The organism is Gemmatimonadaceae bacterium (genome assembly GCA_036496605.1).
Taxonomy (GTDB): Bacteria; Gemmatimonadota; Gemmatimonadetes; order Gemmatimonadales; family Gemmatimonadaceae; genus AG2.
The window spans coordinates 250498-266802 of record DASXKV010000054.1; the positions used below are offsets into that span (position 1 = coordinate 250498).

Here is a 16305-nt window from a genome sequence, read left to right on the forward strand (position 1 = left end):
TCAGGAATGCGGACGCCGCGTGGCCGAAGAGGCGAAGCGGCTCCGGTAGCTCGTTGGGGTGACACCAAAGCAGCGTTCGAATGCGCGGCGAAAGACATCCTCGCTCGCGTATCCAACAGAGCGGCCGATGGCTTCGATGCTCAGTCGGCGGCCGCCATTCGTTAGGCGGCGGCTCGCCTCCGACAGGCGAGCCGCCTCGACGAAAGCGCCAGGCGTGGTGCCAAACTCGTCACGGAAAGCGCGCGCAAACTGCCGCGGGCTGAGATAGGCTCGCGCGGCCAAGGTTTCAACCGATAGATCGTTCGCCAGATGTGTCTGAATCCATGCACCGATGTCGCGAAAGCGATCGGACGCACGTGTTTGAAACTGGAGCAGATCCGAGAATTGGCTCTGTCCTCCGGGTCGTTTCAGGAACACGACCATCTCGCGCGCGACGCTGAGAGCCGCCTCCGCGCCGTGATCTTCCTCGATCAGCGCTAAGGCGAGATCGACACCGGCCGTGATACCGGCCGAGGTGTAGAACTTCTCATCTTTGATGTACAGCGCGTCCGCGTCGACTCGCAGCGCGGGGAAGCGCCGCGCGATATCGGCGCACGCGCTCCAATGGGTCGTGACGCGCCTGCCGTCGAGGAGTCCGGTTGGCGCGACGCCGTAAATGCCCGTGCACACCGTGGCGATCCGTCGAATGTCGCGAGCACGACTTGCGATCCACTGCGCCGCGCGTTCGGCGACACCATGTCGGCGGAGACCGGTGCCCCCAGGAACGATGAGCGTGTCCAACGCCATCGCCGTTGGAATCGTCGTGTCCGCGCGGAACGTGATGCCGCTCGAGCTGGTGAACTGCCGCTTCGACAGTCCGATGACGACGACTTCATATGCCGTGCTCCCGTTGCCCTCGATGCCTGCCGTGGCAAAGGCGTCCGAGCGGAACGCGTCGGCCGGCCCCACGAGGTCCGTGGCCTGGATTCCCTCGAAGCCAAGAAATCCGATACGACGGGTCATGTCGCAATGTGGCATCAGATCGGCGTTGGCTGCAATGACAATTTTCCGATGATTTCTGCCACGGCGCATTCCAGCCGGGCGAGGCAGGCTGTCGGCCCAGTTCTAGCGGTGAGACGGGAAGCGTGAGACTGTTCAGCGCTCGCGCTTCGAGAACGCGCCGAGCGCAACGCCCGTGAGCGCAGCGCCGGCGAGCGCGAGCCATGGACGGAGCTTGACGAGGCGGAGCTCCGCGCTCGCGCGCTTCGCGCGGTCGTCGAAGCGACCGTGCGCTCCGTACGGTCCGGCCACCGGCTCCCACAGGTTATTCGGCCGAGTTGGATCAGCCGGCTCGCCACTCTGTTCGCTGGCGTAGCCGGTGCGCCCGAGACGTCGATCGATGTAGCCGGGCACGAGCTTCTCCCCGATCACGGCTTTCACCGTCGGCCAGGCGACGAGCAGTTCCCGACCGACATTCGTGCGTACGGCGTAATGCACGGCGTCCGCACCGACCTCGGGCTGAAAGATCGGGGGCACCGGCTGTGTCTTGTGCGGCAACCGGCTCTTGGCCCACTCGAACTGCGGCGTGTTCATCGCCGGCATTTGCACCATCGTCGAGCGAACGTGGCTGCCGTCGTGTACGAGCTCGCTCAACAAGGACTCATGAAAGCCCATGATCGCGTGCTTGGCGGCGCAGTACGCCGACTGGAGCGGGATGCTGCGGTGCGCGAGGGCCGATCCAACCTGGATGATGATGCCGCGATCGCGCGGCAGCATTCGTCGAAGCGCCGCGAGCGTTCCGTGCACGTAGCCGAGGTACGTTACTTCGGTGACGCGACGGAACTCGTCCGCGGACATCTCCCTGATCGGCGAGTAGACGGAGACCATCGCGTTGTTGATCCAGGCATCGATCGGTCCGAACTCGTCTTCCACGGTCTGCGCCGCTTGCTCGACGGCCTCGGCGTTGGCAACGTCGAGGGGCAACACGAGCCCACGTCCACCAACAGCCTCGACTGCTTCGCGGGCGCTCTCGAGGCGCGGGCGTCCGCGAGCGATGAGCCCGATCGCGGCGCCGTCTCGTGCGAATCGCTCGACGATGGCGCGTCCGAGCCCGGCAGAGGCGCCGGTGACGACGATGACGTCGCGTCTTCCATCAGCGTTAGGCATTTTTCCGTCCCCATGAGGCCCTGTCGAGCGCGAGATTCAGGAGTTGTGCGGGGTGGAGCGTCTCACGCCCGGTCGTTCTGCGCGCAGCCGCTCGCGCGTTGACCTCACCGCGGACGTTTCGCGCAAGCAATGCCACGAGCTTCCGGATATCGATGACGAGCTTGCGACCATCGATCGCATCGGGTCGGGCCGCTGTCGGCGGCGGAGCAGCACGGCCAACTGCGCGCCTGACGTCGGGGGACTTCGGAATCTCTGGCATTTGGTACATCAGGTTGTCGTTCAGATCGCGAACTTGCGCGCGTCGACGTGCTTGAACTCGAGTCCGCATCCCGGCCGACCGAGGTCCGGATACAGCGCGCCGTCTCGCGGGGTCAACGCGCCGTCAAAGAGCATGTGCTCGATCCGCACATGATCGTGGAAGTATTCGATGTGCCGAAGTCGCTTGAGCGCGCAAGCCGGATGCGCGTGCAGCGATGGGGCGCAGTGTGTCGAGAGCGGGACCGCGCGGGCCTCGCAGAGCGCATCAGCGATGAGTAAACCAGTAATACCTTCACAGCGCGACGCGTCGGCCTGCAGCACATCCACCGCCTGCGCATCGAGGAGACGCGCGAGATCGTTCGGCTCGTAGGCGTACTCTCCCACGGAGATCTCCATTCCGGCGGGCGCGCGGTCACGGCACAGGCGAAGTCCGTCGATGTCCCAGTACGGGACGGGCTCCTCGAACCAACTCACTCCGTACTCGGCGAATCGCTCGGCCTGGGCGAGGGCCTGCTTGCGATCGTAGGCGCCGTTGGCGTCGACGAACAGTTCGGCTTGCTCGCCAATCGCCGCACGTGCGGCGCGAACGCGAACGACATCGTCGATCGCGTCGCGACCGACTTTGATCTTCGCCCTGAGGATGCCCTCCTTCAGCCAATCACCCAATTGCCGCAGCAACTGCTCGATCGAATACGATGTGAAGCCGCCACTCCCATACACGGGTGCACTGTCGCGCGCGGCACCGACCAGCGTGACCAGGGGCTGATCGAGGAGGCGTGCTTTCAGGTCCCAGAGTGCATTGTCGATGGCGGAGATCGCCATCGAGGCGACGCCGGAGCGTCCAAGATTTCGCACCTTGGCAACGAGACATTTCCAGTTCGCGGCGGTTGCCATCGCGTCCATTCCGCGCACCAAGTCGGCAAGCGTGTCATCGATGAGCCGCGCGGTGGCTTCGTCGGCGTAGGTATAGCCCAGACCAGTGACGCCGCCGCTCTTGACCTCGACGAGCACGAGCGTCGTCGCGTCCCACACCAGCGTCCCGTCTGATTCGTTAGGCTGGTCGGTCGGGATGCGGTACGCGGACACGGCCACCTGCTCGACCGCAGCACCACTCGCCGCGCCGACCGTGAACATTGCTACGTGACCTCCCGCACTTTGTCCTCGAGCACCGTTTTGATGATGTCCCATCGCTTGCGTTCGCCCCGCGCGAGCGCCTCAGCGAAGTGGAGCGCTTGCTTGGTCGAGATCTTTCCCGGGAACGGAGGCTCGTTAGGGTCGACTACCGCCTGCACGACCGCCGGCCCCGCGTACTCGAGTGCCTCACGCAGCACCGATGCCGCTTCCTTCGGTTTCTCGATTGTGAAACCTCCAGCGCCGCACGCCTTGGCGTATGCCGCGAAATCGATCGGTTGCAGCTCGACGCCGAACTGCGGATTTCCTTCCATTACCAACTGCTCCCACTTGATCTCGCCAAGCACGTTGTTCTTGATGATGATCACCTTGACCCGCAGATCGTACTTGACCAGAGTAGCCAGCTCGCCCATGAGCATCGTGAAGCCGCCATCGCCGACGACACAGACGACTTGGCGCTGCGGATACGCGATGGCCGCGCCGATGCTGTACGGCAGGCCGTTCGCCATCGTCGCGAGCGATCCCGAGAGCGAGAACTGCATGCGATCGCGCACGTCGATGTAACGCGCTGCCCATGTCGCTATCGTGCCACTGTCGGCGGAGACGATCGCGTCGTCGTCGAGCAGTTTATTCAGCTCGTACGTCACGACCTGCGGCTTCATCGGCATGTCGGAGCGCGTGCCGCGGTCCTTCATGAGCTTCCGCCAATCCTTCATTCTCTTCTGCGACTCCTCGAGGAACCCGCGATGACGCTTGCGCTCGACGCACGGCGTGAGCGCGGCGAGTACCGTGCGACAGTCGCCGACGAGACCGACCTCCACCGGATAGCGAACGCCGATGCGGCTCGGGTCGATGTCGATCTGGATCGCCTGCGCCTCGCCGGGCTTCGGATAGAACTCGATATAAGGAAAGCTGGTGCCGGCGATAAGCAGCGTGTCACACTCTGTTAAAGCATCCTGCGACGGCGCGGTGCCGAGCAAGCCGATACCGCCAGTCGTGTACGGGCTATCGTCCGGCACGACCGCTTTGCCCAACAATGGCTTGACGATCGGCGCGCCGATCTTCTCGGCGAGTTCGAGCACCTCGTCGCGCGCGCCGAGGCATCCGCGTCCGGCGAGAATAGCGACGCGCTTTCCATCGTTGATGATGTCGGCCGCGCGGCGGAGCAGTTGTTCCGGTGGGACGGGGAACGCCCCCGCGAAGAGATCGGCGCTGTGCTTCATGACGTTGGCACTCGACCGCGGCTGATCATCGAGCGACCAATCCTGAACGTCCTTCGGGATCGTAATGTGCGCGACGGTGCGACGCGCGAGCGCGGTCTTGATCGCTTCGTCGACAACGTTGACGACGTGAGCCGGCCCCATCACGCGCTGATTGTACGCTGCCACGTCGATGAAGAGCTTGTCGAGATCGACATCCTGCTGATAGTGCGTACCGATGAGATCGTGAAACGTGTGCCCGGTAATCGCGAGTACCGGTTGGCCATCGCACTTGGCGTCGTACAATCCGTTCAGAAGATGGATACCGCCGGGACCCGATGTCGCGAGACAGACACCGAGGCGCCCGGTGTATTTGGCGTAGCCGCACGCAGCAAATGCAGCAGCCTCTTCGTGCCTGACCTGCACAAAGCGGATCCGTTTCTCGTGCGTGCGAAGGGCCTCGAAGATTCCGTTGACGCCGTCACCCGGGAGGCCAAATATGGTGTCCACGCCCCACGCACTGAGCCGCTCGACAAGCAGCGTGGCTGTCGATGTCGCCATAGTCCTTCACTCCTGATCGCGATTTCGCCGCCGAGCCCGATGGCTCCCGAAGTTGTATGGAGTACGCATACAACATGCCTTGTGCCGCGTCGCCAGGCGCTCGCCATATTTTAGTGTTTACTCATTGCTCGGCTGGCGCACTCGAGAGCGGCCTGCCGACGAGCTGGGCACAGGACTCCAGATACTGAAGCCATTGAGCAACGCCCTCGCCCGTCCGCGCCGACGTTTCAAACACGCGGATCGTGGGCGAGACGCGGCCGAGATTGTCGTAGGCCACCGAGCGATCGAAGCCGACGGCGTCCGCGAGATCGCATTTTGTGATCACGGCAACGTCGGCGGAATGAAAGAGGGTCGGATACTTGAGCGGCTTGTCTTCGCCCTCGGTCACTGAGAGAAGGACAACGCGAAGACTCTCACCAAGGTCATAGCTGGCCGGGCACACCAGATTGCCGACGTTTTCGATGAACAAGAATCGAAGGGCATCGAGCTCCCATTCCGCGAGTGATTCCTCGATCATCTTCGCGTCGAGATGGCACACGGTTCCGGTACAGATCTGTCGCACGGGCGCGCCCGAGCGGGCGAGGCGGCGTGCGTCATTGTCTGTCGCGAGGTCGCCCGTAAGTGCGGCAACGGCGTGATCACGCTTCAGCGCCGAGAGCGTCGCCTCGAGCAACGCCGTCTTTCCCGATCCGGGACCCGACACGAGATTCACGACGTAGACGCCCGCCTCCGCGTAGCGTCGCCGGAGCTCGCGCGCGAGCAGATCGTTCTGCTTCAAGATGTTCTGTCGGATCTCAACGATGCGTGGCGACATCTCCCTCGAGCTCCATCGCAAAGAGCTCCAGCTCGGAGCCGCGAATCACGTTAGGCGTCGGCGTGCCGCATGCTGGACAGCACAACATCTGCGCCGAGGGAATCTCCCGGTCGACGGCGCAACGCGAACAGTGGGCGACGATCGGCGTCTCGACGATGATGAGTCGCGCGCCATCGATCGCTGTTCCGTTCGCGGCAATCTCGAACGAGAAACGCAGCGCGTCGCCGACCACGCCGGAGAGCGGGCCGAGACGCAGATGCACTGCGTTCACGCGTTGCGCGCCGCGGCGCTCGGCCTCCTCGGCCGCAAGGTCCACGAGGCTCATTGCAATCGACAGTTCGTGCATGTAGTCGCCTGTACCTGCATCATGTGCGCCCAAAGAAGCACATTGGTGCGCTGCGCCCGCGATTCGAGGCGGAAAACTCCCGCCGATTCCCGCGATGGGTACCCAACTTGCACGAACGCCACCCCGGTTTGAAGTCATGAAACGCGCCGCGCGTGCGACTCTCACGCGCACGGCGCCAGGAGTGGAATGCCGTGGAATTGACGAAATGAATTCGCGGCGTGTTCGACTGACTGTCGACGGCAGCGTGCAAGGTGTTGGCTTTCGACCGTACGTGTACCGGCTCGCGCACGCGCTCGAGTTGCATGGCTTCGTGCGCAATGATGCCCGCGGAGTCGTTGTTGAGGTCGAAGGATCGACGCGCGCGCTTGAGCGCTTCATTCAGCGGCTACCGAAAGACGCACCCCCGCTCGCCTCATGCGGCGACATCGTCCGCGAAGACATCGCGCCACTGGGCTCACGCGAATTCACGATCGATGAAAGCGTTCCGTCCAGAGAGGTTCGCGCGCAGGTCGTCCCCGATAGCGCGACGTGCGACGAGTGTCTCCGCGAGCTCTTCGATCCAATGGATCGTCGGTATCGCTATCCGTTCGTCAACTGCACGAATTGTGGGCCGCGCTTCACCATCGTGCGCGGCATACCATATGACAGGCCGTTGACCACCATGGCGGCCTTCGTCATGTGCGCGGACTGCCGCGCCGAATACGACGACCCGCGGAACCGCCGCTTTCACGCGCAGCCTAACGCGTGTCCCCGATGTGGTCCGCGGGCTTGGTTCGTCGACGCCGCTGGGCACGTCGCGCCACTCGGCGACGCGCGCGACGCGATCGAGGCGGCGGCTGTCGCGTTATTGAACGGGGCAATCATCGCCGTCAAAGGCCTCGGCGGTTTTCATCTCGCCTGTCGCGCCGATAACGACGTTGCCGTGCAACGTCTGCGTGCACGAAAGGTGCGGGAGGAGAAGCCGTTCGCGCTCATGGTGCCCGACCTCGCGGCTGCACACTGTCTCGTCGAGCTCGCTGCACTCGATGAGCAACTTTTGAACGGCCGCGAACGGCCCATCGTTCTGGCTCGGCGCCGTCACGAAGCTCGCGTCGCTGACCTCGTTGCGCCGAGACAACGCTGCCTCGGATTGATGCTGCCGTACAGCCCGCTGCACCACCTCCTGCTCGCCGATGTCGGCAATCCACTCGTGATGACAAGTGGCAACGTCAGCGACGAGCCGATCGTCTACGAGAACGGGACTGCGATTGCCGGGCTCGCGACGATCGCCGATTTTCTCTTGCTGCACGATCGGCCGATCGAATGTCGCGTCGACGATTCCATCGTGCGCACGATTGCGATCGGTGGCCAGCACCAAGCGCAGATGCTCCGTCGTTCACGAGGTTTCGCACCAACGACGTTGAGGCTGCCGGTTGCGACGCCGGAGCCTCTCCTCGCATGCGGTGCTCAACTCAAAAACAGCTTCTGTCTCGTCCGGGAGCGGGATGCGTGGTTGGGCCCGCATGTCGGCGACCTGGCCAATTACGAGACTCTACAATCGTTCATTGATGGCGTGACCCATCACGAGGCGCTCTTCTCGGTAACGCCGCGTCACGTCGCGTTCGATGATCATCCTGAGTATCTCTCCACCAAGTACGCACGAGCGCGCATCGATGCCTCGCCCGAGCAGCTGTCGCTTGGCGTGCAGCATCATCATGCGCATCTGGCTGCGTGCCTAGCTGAGCACGGTGAATGCGGCCCCGCGATCGGCGTGATCTTCGACGGTATCGGTTACGGCCTCGACGGTACGCTCTGGGGCGGTGAGGTTCTGCTCGGTGACCTAACGAGATTTGAGCGAGTCGGCCACCTGCGAGCGGTTCGAATGCCTGGTGGAGAAGCAGCGATTCGCGAGCCGTGGCGCATGACGTGCGCATGGCTGTCCGAGTTATCGCCTGGCGTGACGCCGGCACTCCCCGGCGCGCTCGTTGGGCAAGTGCGCGATGCGAAATGGCGGTCGGTCGCGCGGCTCGTTCGCGGAGGAATTGCTTCACCGTACACGACGAGCATGGGCCGTTTGTTCGATGCGCTGTCGGTCCTGTGCGGCGGCCCTCCCGACGTGTCGTACGAGGGTCAGGCGGCGATCGAGCTCGAGATGATGGCGGATGAGGAGGAGGTGGGGCGGTATGATGTGCAGCTGTGTGGCGAGGACGGAGCACTGATGATGGATGCGCGGCCTCTCGTGCGTGGCGCGATTGCTGACCTCGACGCAAACGTGCCTGCCGCAACCGTCGCCGCTCGCGTTCACAATGGTATTGTCGACGCCACGACGCGAATCTGTCACCTCGTTGCCGAACAGCGCGACGTGAACACGGTCGTGCTGTCCGGCGGCGTCTTTCAGAACGTTCTCTTGATCGAGCGCACCGCCGAGGCGCTGCTCGCGGCGGGGCTCCGCGTGCTCGTTCCACAACGCGTACCGCCGAACGACGGCGGCATCGCGTTCGGCCAGGCGGCGATCGCGGCGGCGCGCGCCGCGTCATCGACCGCGATTCCGATAACCTAACGAGGACCTCATCGCCGATGTGTCTCGCCATTCCGGGCCAGGTCGTACAGATCGTCGACGCGACGAATCGTCTTGCACGCGTGAGCGTGACGGGCGTGCAGCGCACGGTGAACGTCGGACTGCTCGACGGCGCCGACCGGCCAGTCGAGCCCGGCGACTGGGTGCTGATTCACGTCGGTTTTGCGATCTCGCGCGTCGACGAAGCCGAAGCCGCCGCGACGCTCGAACTACTCGAGCGAATGGGCGCCGAGTACACGACGGAAATGGAAGAGTTCAAAGCGAGTGCGATTCAATGAAGCGCGAGAACGAGACCGACGTCGTGGCCCAGTGCGGCTCGGATCACTGCATTACGTGCTCCGACGAGGGCGTGCCAATGCGCGTTGCGTCACTCGATCACACCGTCGGCCTCGCTCGCTGCCTCGACGCCGCGGATCAGGAGACTGAGGTGATGATCGCGCTCGTTCCGGATGCTCGAGTCGGAGACACGTTGCTCGTTCACGCGGCCACCGCGCTGACGCGGCTTGACACCAACCGGACCGAACGCGTATGAAATTCGTCGACGAATTTCGCGATGCGGATTTGGGGCAGCGACTCTCGCGACAGATCGCGAGCCTCGTCGAGCCGCGGCGACATTACAAGTTCATGGAAGTGTGCGGGGGACATACGCACACGATCTATCGCTACGGCGTCGACGACCTGCTTCCGTCCAACGTCGAGCTGGTGCATGGACCCGGCTGCCCGGTGTGCGTGATACCGATGGGGCGCGTCGACGACGGCATCGCCGTCGCGCGCAACGCGGGCGTCACACTCACCTGCTTCGGCGACATGATGCGCGTGCCGGGGGGCGATGGAAGCTTCCTCGACGCGCGCGCAGCAGGGGCCGATATCCGCATGGTGTACTCCCCGCTGGATGCGCTGCGAATTGCGAAGCAGCATCCCGATCGGCAGGTGGTCTTCTTTGCGATTGGCTTCGAGACGACCGCACCGTCGACGGCGCTCACGATCCTCCGCGCGCAGGCGGAGCAGGTGAAGAATTTCTCCGTGATGTGCAATCACGTCACGATCGTGCCACCACTGCGCGCGCTCCTCGAATCGCCCGATCTCAGATTGGATGGGTTCATAGGGCCAGGTCACGTCTGCACTGTCGTTGGCGCTCGACCGTTCGAATTCATTTGCCGCGAGTATGGCAAGCCGGTCGCGGTGTCGGGCTTCGAGCCGCTCGACATGCTGCAGTCGGTTTACATGATTCTCAAGCAGCTCGACGAAGGTCGTTGTCTGGTTGAGAATCAGTATGCCCGTGTCGTTCCCTACGAGGGCAACCTTCAGGCCTTGCGCGTTCTCTCAACTGTCTTCGAGTTGCGGCCGCATTTCGAGTGGCGTGGACTCGGCTTCATCTCGCAGAGCGCGTTGAAGCTTGCCCCGGCGTTCGCGGAGTTCGACAGCGAAGAGCGGTTCACGGTGCCAGGCGTGCGCGTCGCCGATCCGAAAGCCTGTCAGTGCGGCGAGGTGCTCAAGGGCGTCATCAAGCCGTGGGAGTGTAAGGTCTTCGGTACGGCATGCACACCTGAGCATCCGATCGGCACGTGCATGGTCTCGAGCGAAGGTGCATGCGCGGCGTACTATAACTTTGGACGGGTCGCGCGGGAGCGAGTGGTCGTATGAAGGCGATCGATCACACCCGGTTCGAGAGCGAGCCAGCGCTCGGTCGCGACAACGACCACCGCGCGAAGCGCGAGCGTGAAGCGCTCGACAGGATCGAGCAGGTGCGTTCCCGGCCGCCGCGCTTTCGCGACGAGCACATCACGATGGCGCACGGCGCTGGCGGCAAAGCAAGCGCGACACTCGTACGCGGCTTGTTCGTCCCGGCGTTTGCGTCCGCCGCGCTCGAAGAGCTGGGTGATGCGGGCATTGTGGCACTCGGCGACATGAATCTCGCGATCACGACGGACTCCTTCGTCGTTAGGCCTCTAGTGTTCCCCGGCGGCTCGATCGGAGAGCTGGCGGTGAATGGGACGGTGAATGATCTCGCGGTGAGTGGCGCCCGACCGCTCGCCCTGACGCTCGCGCTCGTTCTCGAGGAGGGGCTCTCGGCGGAAGCATTGACGCGAGAGATCGAGGCAATCGCGCGCGCCGCGGCGGCGGCGGGCGTTCGCGTGGTGGCGGGGGACACCAAGGTCGTCGAGCGAGGGCACGCGGACGGCATGTACATCTGTACGACCGGCATCGGGCGAGTGGACGCGCGAGCGTCGCTCTCCCCGGCGTCGATGCGTCCCGGAGATCGCATCCTCGTTTCGGGGCGCATCGGCGCGCATGGCACCGCGATCATGCTCGCTCGCGGCGAATTCGAGCTCGACGCCGAGATCACATCGGACACGCGCTCGCTGTGGCCGGTCGCCAATGCGCTGCTCGACACGGCCGGCGCGGCGCTTCGCTGCATGCGCGACGCGACGCGCGGTGGTGTCGCTTCGGTGCTGAACGAGCTCGCGGTGGCATCCGGCGTTTCGGTGCTCGTGAACGAGCGCGCCGTTCCGGTGGATCCCGCGGTCGCGGGCGCGTGCGAGCTGTTAGGCATCGATCCGATGTATGTCGCGAACGAGGGCCAGCTGGTGGCGGTGGTGAGCGAGGAAACGTCGGCGCGGGCACTGGAGGCGCTGCGGGCGATTCCCGGTTGCGAGGATGCCGCCGAGATCGGCACGGTGCATCGCGAACCGCACGGCATGGTGTTGGTGCAAACGGCATTCGGTGGCCGGCGTGTGATGGATCTCCTCGTCGGCGATCCGCTGCCGCGGATTTGTTGATGAGCGAAGCGAAGGATCTAGCATGGCCCGCTAAGCGGCAACTTTCTAACGAGAGATAGTAGATCCTTCGTCGCTTCGCTCCTCATGATGGTAGGGAATGTGGGAATAACGCTGGAGGTGTGAGATGGCCGGAAAGAACGGCGGTGTTGACGAAGTTCACATTCTGTGGATCTCCGAGGGAATGAGCTGCGACGGCGACTCGGTATCGATCACTGCCGCGACGCAGCCGAGTCTGGAGGACGTGCTACTCGGCCTCATCCCGGGGCTGCCGAAGGTGCATCTCCACAACAAGGTGCTGGCGTATTCGTTAGGCGGAACGAACGCCAAGGGCGACGAGGATTTCCTCGAGGCCTTTCGCAAGGGTGCGGCCGGTACGCTCGGGCCGTTCGTCCTCGTCATCGAGGGCTCGATTCCCAACGAGCACTTGAGCGGTGAAGGTTTCTGGACCGGCTTCGGCAACGATGAACGCGGCCAACCAAAGCCTCTCAATGACTGGATCGACGAGCTCGCGCCACAGGCGTGGGCGGTGCTTGCGATTGGAACCTGCGCAGCGTACGGCGGCATTCACGCGATGGCTGGCAATCCGACCGGTTGCATGGGACTCGCCGACTATCTCGGTTGGGATTTTCGGTCGGCGGGCGGTTTACCAATCGTCAATGTGCCGGGATGTCCGGTGCAGCCTGACAACTTCATGGAGACGTTGACCTGGCTCTTGTATCAAGCCGCGGGTCTTTCACCAATGATCCCGCTCGACGACAAGCTCCGGCCAACGTGGCTCTTCGGCAAGACGGTGCACGAGGGCTGCGATCGCGCCGGCTACTATGAGCAGGGCGATTTCGCGCTCGATTACAACTCTCCAAAGTGCCTCGTGAAAACGGGGTGCTGGGGGCCCGTGGTGAACTGCAACGTGCCGAAGCGTGGCTGGATGGCGGGCATTGGTGGCTGCCCGAATGTCGGCGGCATCTGCATCGGGTGCACGATGCCGGGCTTCCCAGACAAGTTCATGCCTTTCATGGACGAGCCGCCAGGTGGAGTCATCTCGTCGTCGTTGACCGGCGTGTACGGCAACATGATTCGCCGATTACGCAGCTTGACGAACGACACGGTGGATAAGGAGCCGAAATGGCGCCACAACCGAACCGAACTCACCACCGGCTATCAGCCGCGATATCCGCAGCGTTAAAGGAGACTCATCGATGGCAACGCTTCAGCATGCCGAACCGAAGTCCGGCAATCTCGTCGAGATGCACTGGGATCCGATCACCCGTATCATCGGCAATCTCGGCATCTACACCAAAATCGATTTCGACAACCGCGAGGTTGTCGAATGCCACAGCACATCGTCGCTGTTTCGCGGCTACAGCGTCTTCATGAAGGGGAAGGACCCGCGTGACGCGCATTTCATAACGAGTCGCATCTGCGGCATCTGCGGCGACAATCATGCGACCTGCTCGATCTATGCGCAGAACATGGCTTACGGCGTGAAGCCGCCGGCGCTCGCCGAGTGGATCATCAATCTCGGTGAAGCGGCGGAGTACATGTTCGATCACACGATTTTCCAGGACAACCTGGTGTTCGTGGATTGGTGCGAGCAGATGGTGAAGGAGACCAACCCGAGCCTCCTCGCCAAGGCCAACAAGACCGAAGCACCTCACGCCGACGTCCATGGCATGAAGACGATTGGCGACATCATGCGCGCGTTCAATCCCTTCGAGGGATCGATGTACAAGGAGGCACTGCACATCAGCCGGACCACGCGCGAGATGTTCTGCCTGATGGAAGGACGCCACGTCCATCCGTCGACGCTGTACCCGGGAGGCGTCGGCACCGTCGCGACGCCGCAGCTCTTCACGGATTATCTCGTGCGTCTCATGCACGTGCTCGACTTCGTGAAGAAGGCCGTGCCGATGAACGACGACCTCTTCGACTTCTTCTACGACGCCGTGCCTGGCTACGAACAGGTTGGCAATCGTCGTATTATGCTCGGTTGCTGGGGCTCGTTCCAGAATCCCGACGTCTGTGATTATCGCTATCAGACGATGAACGACTGGGGCCGAGCGATGTACGTAACGCCGGGCGTTGTCGTCGATGGGAAGATCGTTACGAACAATCTCATCGACATCAACCTCGGCATCCGGATTCTGCTCGGCAGCTCCTTCTATGATGATTGGGAAGACGAGCAGGTCTTCGTCGACCGCGATCCGCTCGGCAACCCGATCGACAAGCGCCATCCGTGGAACCAGACGACGCTGCCAAAGCCCCAGAAGCGTGATTTCGAAGGGAACTACAGCTGGGTGATGAGCCCTCGCTGGCTGGATAAGCGCACTGGCAACCATCTCGCACTCGATACTGGCGGCGGTGCGCTCGCGCGTCTCTGGGCAACAGCGCTTAGTGGTCTCGTCGACCTGCCACAGGTGAAGGCGACCGGATCGAGCGTCCAGATCAACCTGCCGCGCAGCGCGCAGCTCCCCGAGACGACGCTGGAGTGGAAGGTCCCGAAGTGGTCGAACACGATCGAGCGCGACCGCGCGCGCATCTACTTCGTCGCCTACTCGGCGGCGCTCGCCTTCTATTTCCTCGAGAAGGCGATGACCGAGATTCGCGCCGGCCACACGAAGGTCTTCTCCGACTTCAGCGTGCCGGACGACGCGATCGGCTGCGGCTTCCACGAAGCCGTGCGTGGCGTACTCTCGCACCACCTCGTGATCCGCGATAAGAAGATTGCGAACTATCACCCGTATCCGCCGACGCCCTGGAACGCGAGCCCGCGCGACAGCTTCGGCACGCCGGGCCCGTACGAAGACGCCGTGGAAGGGTTGAGAATCTTCGAAGAAAACGATCGCGATCACTTCAAGGGAATCGACATCATGCGCACGGTTCGGAGCTTCGATCCATGCCTCCCTTGCGGCGTGCACATGTATCTCGGCAAGGGGAAGACGCTCGAGCTCAGACACTCGCCGATGTTCGGCGTGCCGCGGTGATCGATGTCTATGCCGCTGACTGATCGCGAAGCACGCGAACGTGTCGCCCGCGTCGAGTCGTTGCTCGAGCAGATCGACGCGATTGGCGACCGCCGGGTGCGCGAGACGGCGGTCGCATCGGTCCAGGCGCTCCTCGACCTGTATGGGGAGGGATTGGCGCGCATCGTCGGCCACGTGGCCGAGCAGTGCGATGCCGCCGGCGAGGAGCGCCTCGCTACCGCGCTCGCGGGAGACGATCTTGTTTCGCATCTGCTCATGCTGCACGGCCTGCATCCGGAGGACGTGCGGCGTCGGGTCGAGGAAGCGCTCGAGCAGGTGCGGCCGTATCTGACGTCGCACGGCGGCAACGTCGCGTTGGTCGCTGTCAAAGGAAGCACCGTCCGCCTGCGGCTTCAGGGGAGTTGTCACGGTTGTCCGTCGTCAGCGGCGACGCTCAGAACGACGGTCGAAGACGCGATTCTGGAGAACGCGCCGGAGATTCTGCGAATCGAGACCGACGATGTGGCGAGTCACGACACGGACATGCCTCTGGTGCCACTCGTCCGTTCGCGAAATGGCCGCGACAATCAGGCGGTCGCGAGCGCCGCGGGATGAGCGATTACTCGCCCGTTGACGTGTCGTCGACGCGTCTTTTCCGGCTGGCGCAGACGAGGCGTCAGCCGCCGACGGCGGCTCCGGCGCCGAACGGGACTGGCAGCCGGCAACGCGATGACTCGGAGCGCTGCGACCTGTGTGCAACGCCGATCGCGCCAACGCACCGGCACCTCTTGAACGTGTCGGAGCGACGGCTCGTCTGTGCGTGTCCGGCGTGCGCCACGCTGTTCCCTGGGCGGAATGCAGGTGGTCACCAATACCGGCTCATTCCCGATCGTGTTCGCCGGCTCGAGGACGTCGAGCTGAACGACGTCGCGTGGGCCGAATTGGCAATTCCCGTCGACATCGCTTTTTTCTTCCAGGATACCGCCGCCGGGCGGACCGTCGCGTTGTACCCAAGCGCCGTCGGCGTCACGGAATCGCGTCTCTCGCTCGACACATGGGGCGCGATCGCGATGCGGAGTCCGACGATCGCATCGCTCGAGCCAGATGTCGAGGCGCTGCTCGTGAATCGCACGCGTGGCGCGCGCGAGGAATGGGCCGTGCCTATCGATCGCTGCTATCGCCTCGCCGGATTGATTCGCCAGCACTGGAAAGGCCTCGGCGGTGGCGATGAGGTGTGGAAGCACGTGGAGGCGTTCTTTGACGAACTGCGCGGCGCACGCCGAGCCTAACGATGACCTATCAGATCACTGAAGGAGACAGACAATGAGCGATCGCAATCTTCCCGCCAGGAATGTTCCCGTTGGCAAACCCATGGTCCGCACCGCGACGCCGTCGCACACGAAGGGGACGCGCGAGGGCAACGCTCCCGGCCACTACGAGAAGATGCGCGGACATCTCGCCGACGGACGCTCGACCGCCGAGCGTTCGACGGGAATACATCACCGCGGAAAAGATCCGATCGATCCACGCATGCCGAATCTCTCGCCGGCGTGA

General features: G+C 63.6%; 17 protein-coding genes. 10 read left to right on the forward strand and 7 right to left on the reverse strand.

Annotated elements, in window-relative coordinates; translation table 11 throughout:
• The 7 genes from VGH98_22290 to VGH98_22320 all read right to left on the reverse strand — a co-directional run bounded on the left by VGH98_22290 (position 1) and on the right by VGH98_22320 (position 6592).
• The gene (locus tag VGH98_22290; GenBank protein ID HEY2378728.1) at positions 1 to 1002 is read right to left on the reverse strand and encodes a DJ-1/PfpI family protein; all 1002 of its coding nucleotides are present in this window, start codon (positions 1000 to 1002) and stop codon (positions 1 to 3) included.
• A gap of 132 nt (positions 1003 to 1134) precedes the next feature.
• Positions 1135 to 2145, reverse strand: a complete 1011-nt coding sequence (locus VGH98_22295; GenBank protein ID HEY2378729.1) for an SDR family oxidoreductase — start codon at positions 2143 to 2145, stop codon at positions 1135 to 1137.
• Entirely contained in the window at positions 2138 to 2404 is a 267-nt protein-coding gene (locus VGH98_22300) for a hypothetical protein (GenBank protein ID HEY2378730.1), read from the reverse strand. Before VGH98_22300 ends, VGH98_22295 begins: the two co-directional genes overlap by 8 nt.
• 20 nt (positions 2405 to 2424) lie before the next feature.
• The gene (locus tag VGH98_22305; GenBank protein HEY2378731.1) at positions 2425 to 3537 is read right to left on the reverse strand and encodes an enolase C-terminal domain-like protein; all 1113 of its coding nucleotides are present in this window, start codon (positions 3535 to 3537) and stop codon (positions 2425 to 2427) included.
• A 2-nt stretch (positions 3538 to 3539) separates the two neighbouring features.
• On the reverse strand, positions 3540 to 5294 hold the full coding sequence (locus VGH98_22310; protein ID HEY2378732.1) for a thiamine pyrophosphate-dependent enzyme: 1755 nt from the start codon (positions 5292 to 5294) through the stop codon (positions 3540 to 3542).
• A gap of 121 nt (positions 5295 to 5415) precedes the next feature.
• Positions 5416 to 6108: a hydrogenase nickel incorporation protein HypB gene (gene hypB, locus VGH98_22315; GenBank protein ID HEY2378733.1), complete on the reverse strand. Its 693-nt coding sequence runs from the start codon at positions 6106 to 6108 to the stop codon at positions 5416 to 5418.
• On the reverse strand, positions 6089 to 6592 hold the full coding sequence (locus VGH98_22320; protein ID HEY2378734.1) for a hydrogenase maturation nickel metallochaperone HypA: 504 nt from the start codon (positions 6590 to 6592) through the stop codon (positions 6089 to 6091). The genes hypB and VGH98_22320 overlap by 20 nt, the downstream gene beginning before the upstream one ends.
• Between VGH98_22320 and hypF the strand changes: the two genes are divergently transcribed.
• The 10 genes from hypF (at position 6591) to VGH98_22370 (ending at position 16305) form a co-directional block, all read left to right on the forward strand.
• On the forward strand, positions 6591 to 8993 hold the full coding sequence (hypF, locus tag VGH98_22325; protein HEY2378735.1) for a carbamoyltransferase HypF: 2403 nt from the start codon (positions 6591 to 6593) through the stop codon (positions 8991 to 8993). The two genes, VGH98_22320 and hypF, sit on opposite strands and share 2 nt — an antisense overlap.
• Before the next feature lie 17 nt (positions 8994 to 9010).
• Positions 9011 to 9289 (forward strand): HypC/HybG/HupF family hydrogenase formation chaperone, encoded by a 279-nt coding sequence (locus VGH98_22330; GenBank protein HEY2378736.1) that lies wholly within the window; start codon positions 9011 to 9013, stop codon positions 9287 to 9289.
• On the forward strand, positions 9286 to 9543 hold the full coding sequence (locus tag VGH98_22335) for a HypC/HybG/HupF family hydrogenase formation chaperone (GenBank protein HEY2378737.1): 258 nt from the start codon (positions 9286 to 9288) through the stop codon (positions 9541 to 9543). Before VGH98_22330 ends, VGH98_22335 begins: the two co-directional genes overlap by 4 nt.
• Positions 9540 to 10655 carry a hydrogenase formation protein HypD gene (gene hypD, locus VGH98_22340; GenBank protein HEY2378738.1) on the forward strand — a complete coding sequence of 372 codons (1116 nt, stop codon included), beginning with the start codon at positions 9540 to 9542 and terminating at the stop codon, positions 10653 to 10655. Before VGH98_22335 ends, hypD begins: the two co-directional genes overlap by 4 nt.
• Positions 10652 to 11791, forward strand: coding sequence for a hydrogenase expression/formation protein HypE (gene hypE / locus VGH98_22345; protein ID HEY2378739.1), 1140 nt, complete (start codon positions 10652 to 10654; stop codon positions 11789 to 11791). The genes hypD and hypE overlap by 4 nt, the downstream gene beginning before the upstream one ends.
• Before the next feature lie 124 nt (positions 11792 to 11915).
• Entirely contained in the window at positions 11916 to 12974 is a 1059-nt protein-coding gene (locus VGH98_22350; GenBank protein ID HEY2378740.1) for a hypothetical protein, read from the forward strand.
• Between the two features lie 13 nt (positions 12975 to 12987).
• A complete protein-coding gene (locus VGH98_22355) occupies positions 12988 to 14772 on the forward strand; it encodes a nickel-dependent hydrogenase large subunit (protein HEY2378741.1) in 1785 nt (594 codons plus the stop codon).
• Between the two features lie 3 nt (positions 14773 to 14775).
• Positions 14776 to 15366: a NifU family protein gene (locus VGH98_22360; GenBank protein ID HEY2378742.1), complete on the forward strand. Its 591-nt coding sequence runs from the start codon at positions 14776 to 14778 to the stop codon at positions 15364 to 15366.
• On the forward strand, positions 15363 to 16040 hold the full coding sequence (locus VGH98_22365) for a DUF5947 family protein (protein HEY2378743.1): 678 nt from the start codon (positions 15363 to 15365) through the stop codon (positions 16038 to 16040). The genes VGH98_22360 and VGH98_22365 overlap by 4 nt, the downstream gene beginning before the upstream one ends.
• Positions 16041 to 16074: 34 nt before the next feature.
• Entirely contained in the window at positions 16075 to 16305 is a 231-nt protein-coding gene (locus tag VGH98_22370; GenBank protein ID HEY2378744.1) for a hypothetical protein, read from the forward strand.

Excerpts from the sequence above, each read along its gene's own strand:
- VGH98_22290 (HEY2378728.1), bottom strand. The coding sequence starts at position 1,002 with ATGACCCGTCGTATCGGATTTCTTGGCTTCGAGGGAATCCAGGCCACG.
- VGH98_22295 (HEY2378729.1), bottom strand. The coding sequence starts at position 2,145 with ATGCCTAACGCTGATGGAAGACGCGACGTCATCGTCGTCACCGGCGCC.
- VGH98_22300 (HEY2378730.1), bottom strand. The coding sequence starts at position 2,404 with ATGCCAGAGATTCCGAAGTCCCCCGACGTCAGGCGCGCAGTTGGCCGT.
- VGH98_22305 (HEY2378731.1), bottom strand. The coding sequence starts at position 3,537 with ATGTTCACGGTCGGCGCGGCGAGTGGTGCTGCGGTCGAGCAGGTGGCC.
- VGH98_22310 (HEY2378732.1), bottom strand. The coding sequence starts at position 5,294 with ATGGCGACATCGACAGCCACGCTGCTTGTCGAGCGGCTCAGTGCGTGG.
- hypB (HEY2378733.1), bottom strand. The coding sequence starts at position 6,108 with ATGTCGCCACGCATCGTTGAGATCCGACAGAACATCTTGAAGCAGAAC.
- hypF (HEY2378735.1), top strand. The coding sequence starts at position 6,591 with ATGAAACGCGCCGCGCGTGCGACTCTCACGCGCACGGCGCCAGGAGTG.
- VGH98_22320 (HEY2378734.1), bottom strand. The coding sequence starts at position 6,592 with ATGACTTCAAACCGGGGTGGCGTTCGTGCAAGTTGGGTACCCATCGCG.
- VGH98_22330 (HEY2378736.1), top strand. The coding sequence starts at position 9,011 with ATGTGTCTCGCCATTCCGGGCCAGGTCGTACAGATCGTCGACGCGACG.
- VGH98_22335 (HEY2378737.1), top strand. The coding sequence starts at position 9,286 with ATGAAGCGCGAGAACGAGACCGACGTCGTGGCCCAGTGCGGCTCGGAT.
- hypD (HEY2378738.1), top strand. The coding sequence starts at position 9,540 with ATGAAATTCGTCGACGAATTTCGCGATGCGGATTTGGGGCAGCGACTC.
- hypE (HEY2378739.1), top strand. The coding sequence starts at position 10,652 with ATGAAGGCGATCGATCACACCCGGTTCGAGAGCGAGCCAGCGCTCGGT.
- VGH98_22350 (HEY2378740.1), top strand. The coding sequence starts at position 11,916 with ATGGCCGGAAAGAACGGCGGTGTTGACGAAGTTCACATTCTGTGGATC.
- VGH98_22355 (HEY2378741.1), top strand. The coding sequence starts at position 12,988 with ATGGCAACGCTTCAGCATGCCGAACCGAAGTCCGGCAATCTCGTCGAG.
- VGH98_22360 (HEY2378742.1), top strand. The coding sequence starts at position 14,776 with ATGTCTATGCCGCTGACTGATCGCGAAGCACGCGAACGTGTCGCCCGC.
- VGH98_22365 (HEY2378743.1), top strand. The coding sequence starts at position 15,363 with ATGAGCGATTACTCGCCCGTTGACGTGTCGTCGACGCGTCTTTTCCGG.
- VGH98_22370 (HEY2378744.1), top strand. The coding sequence starts at position 16,075 with ATGAGCGATCGCAATCTTCCCGCCAGGAATGTTCCCGTTGGCAAACCC.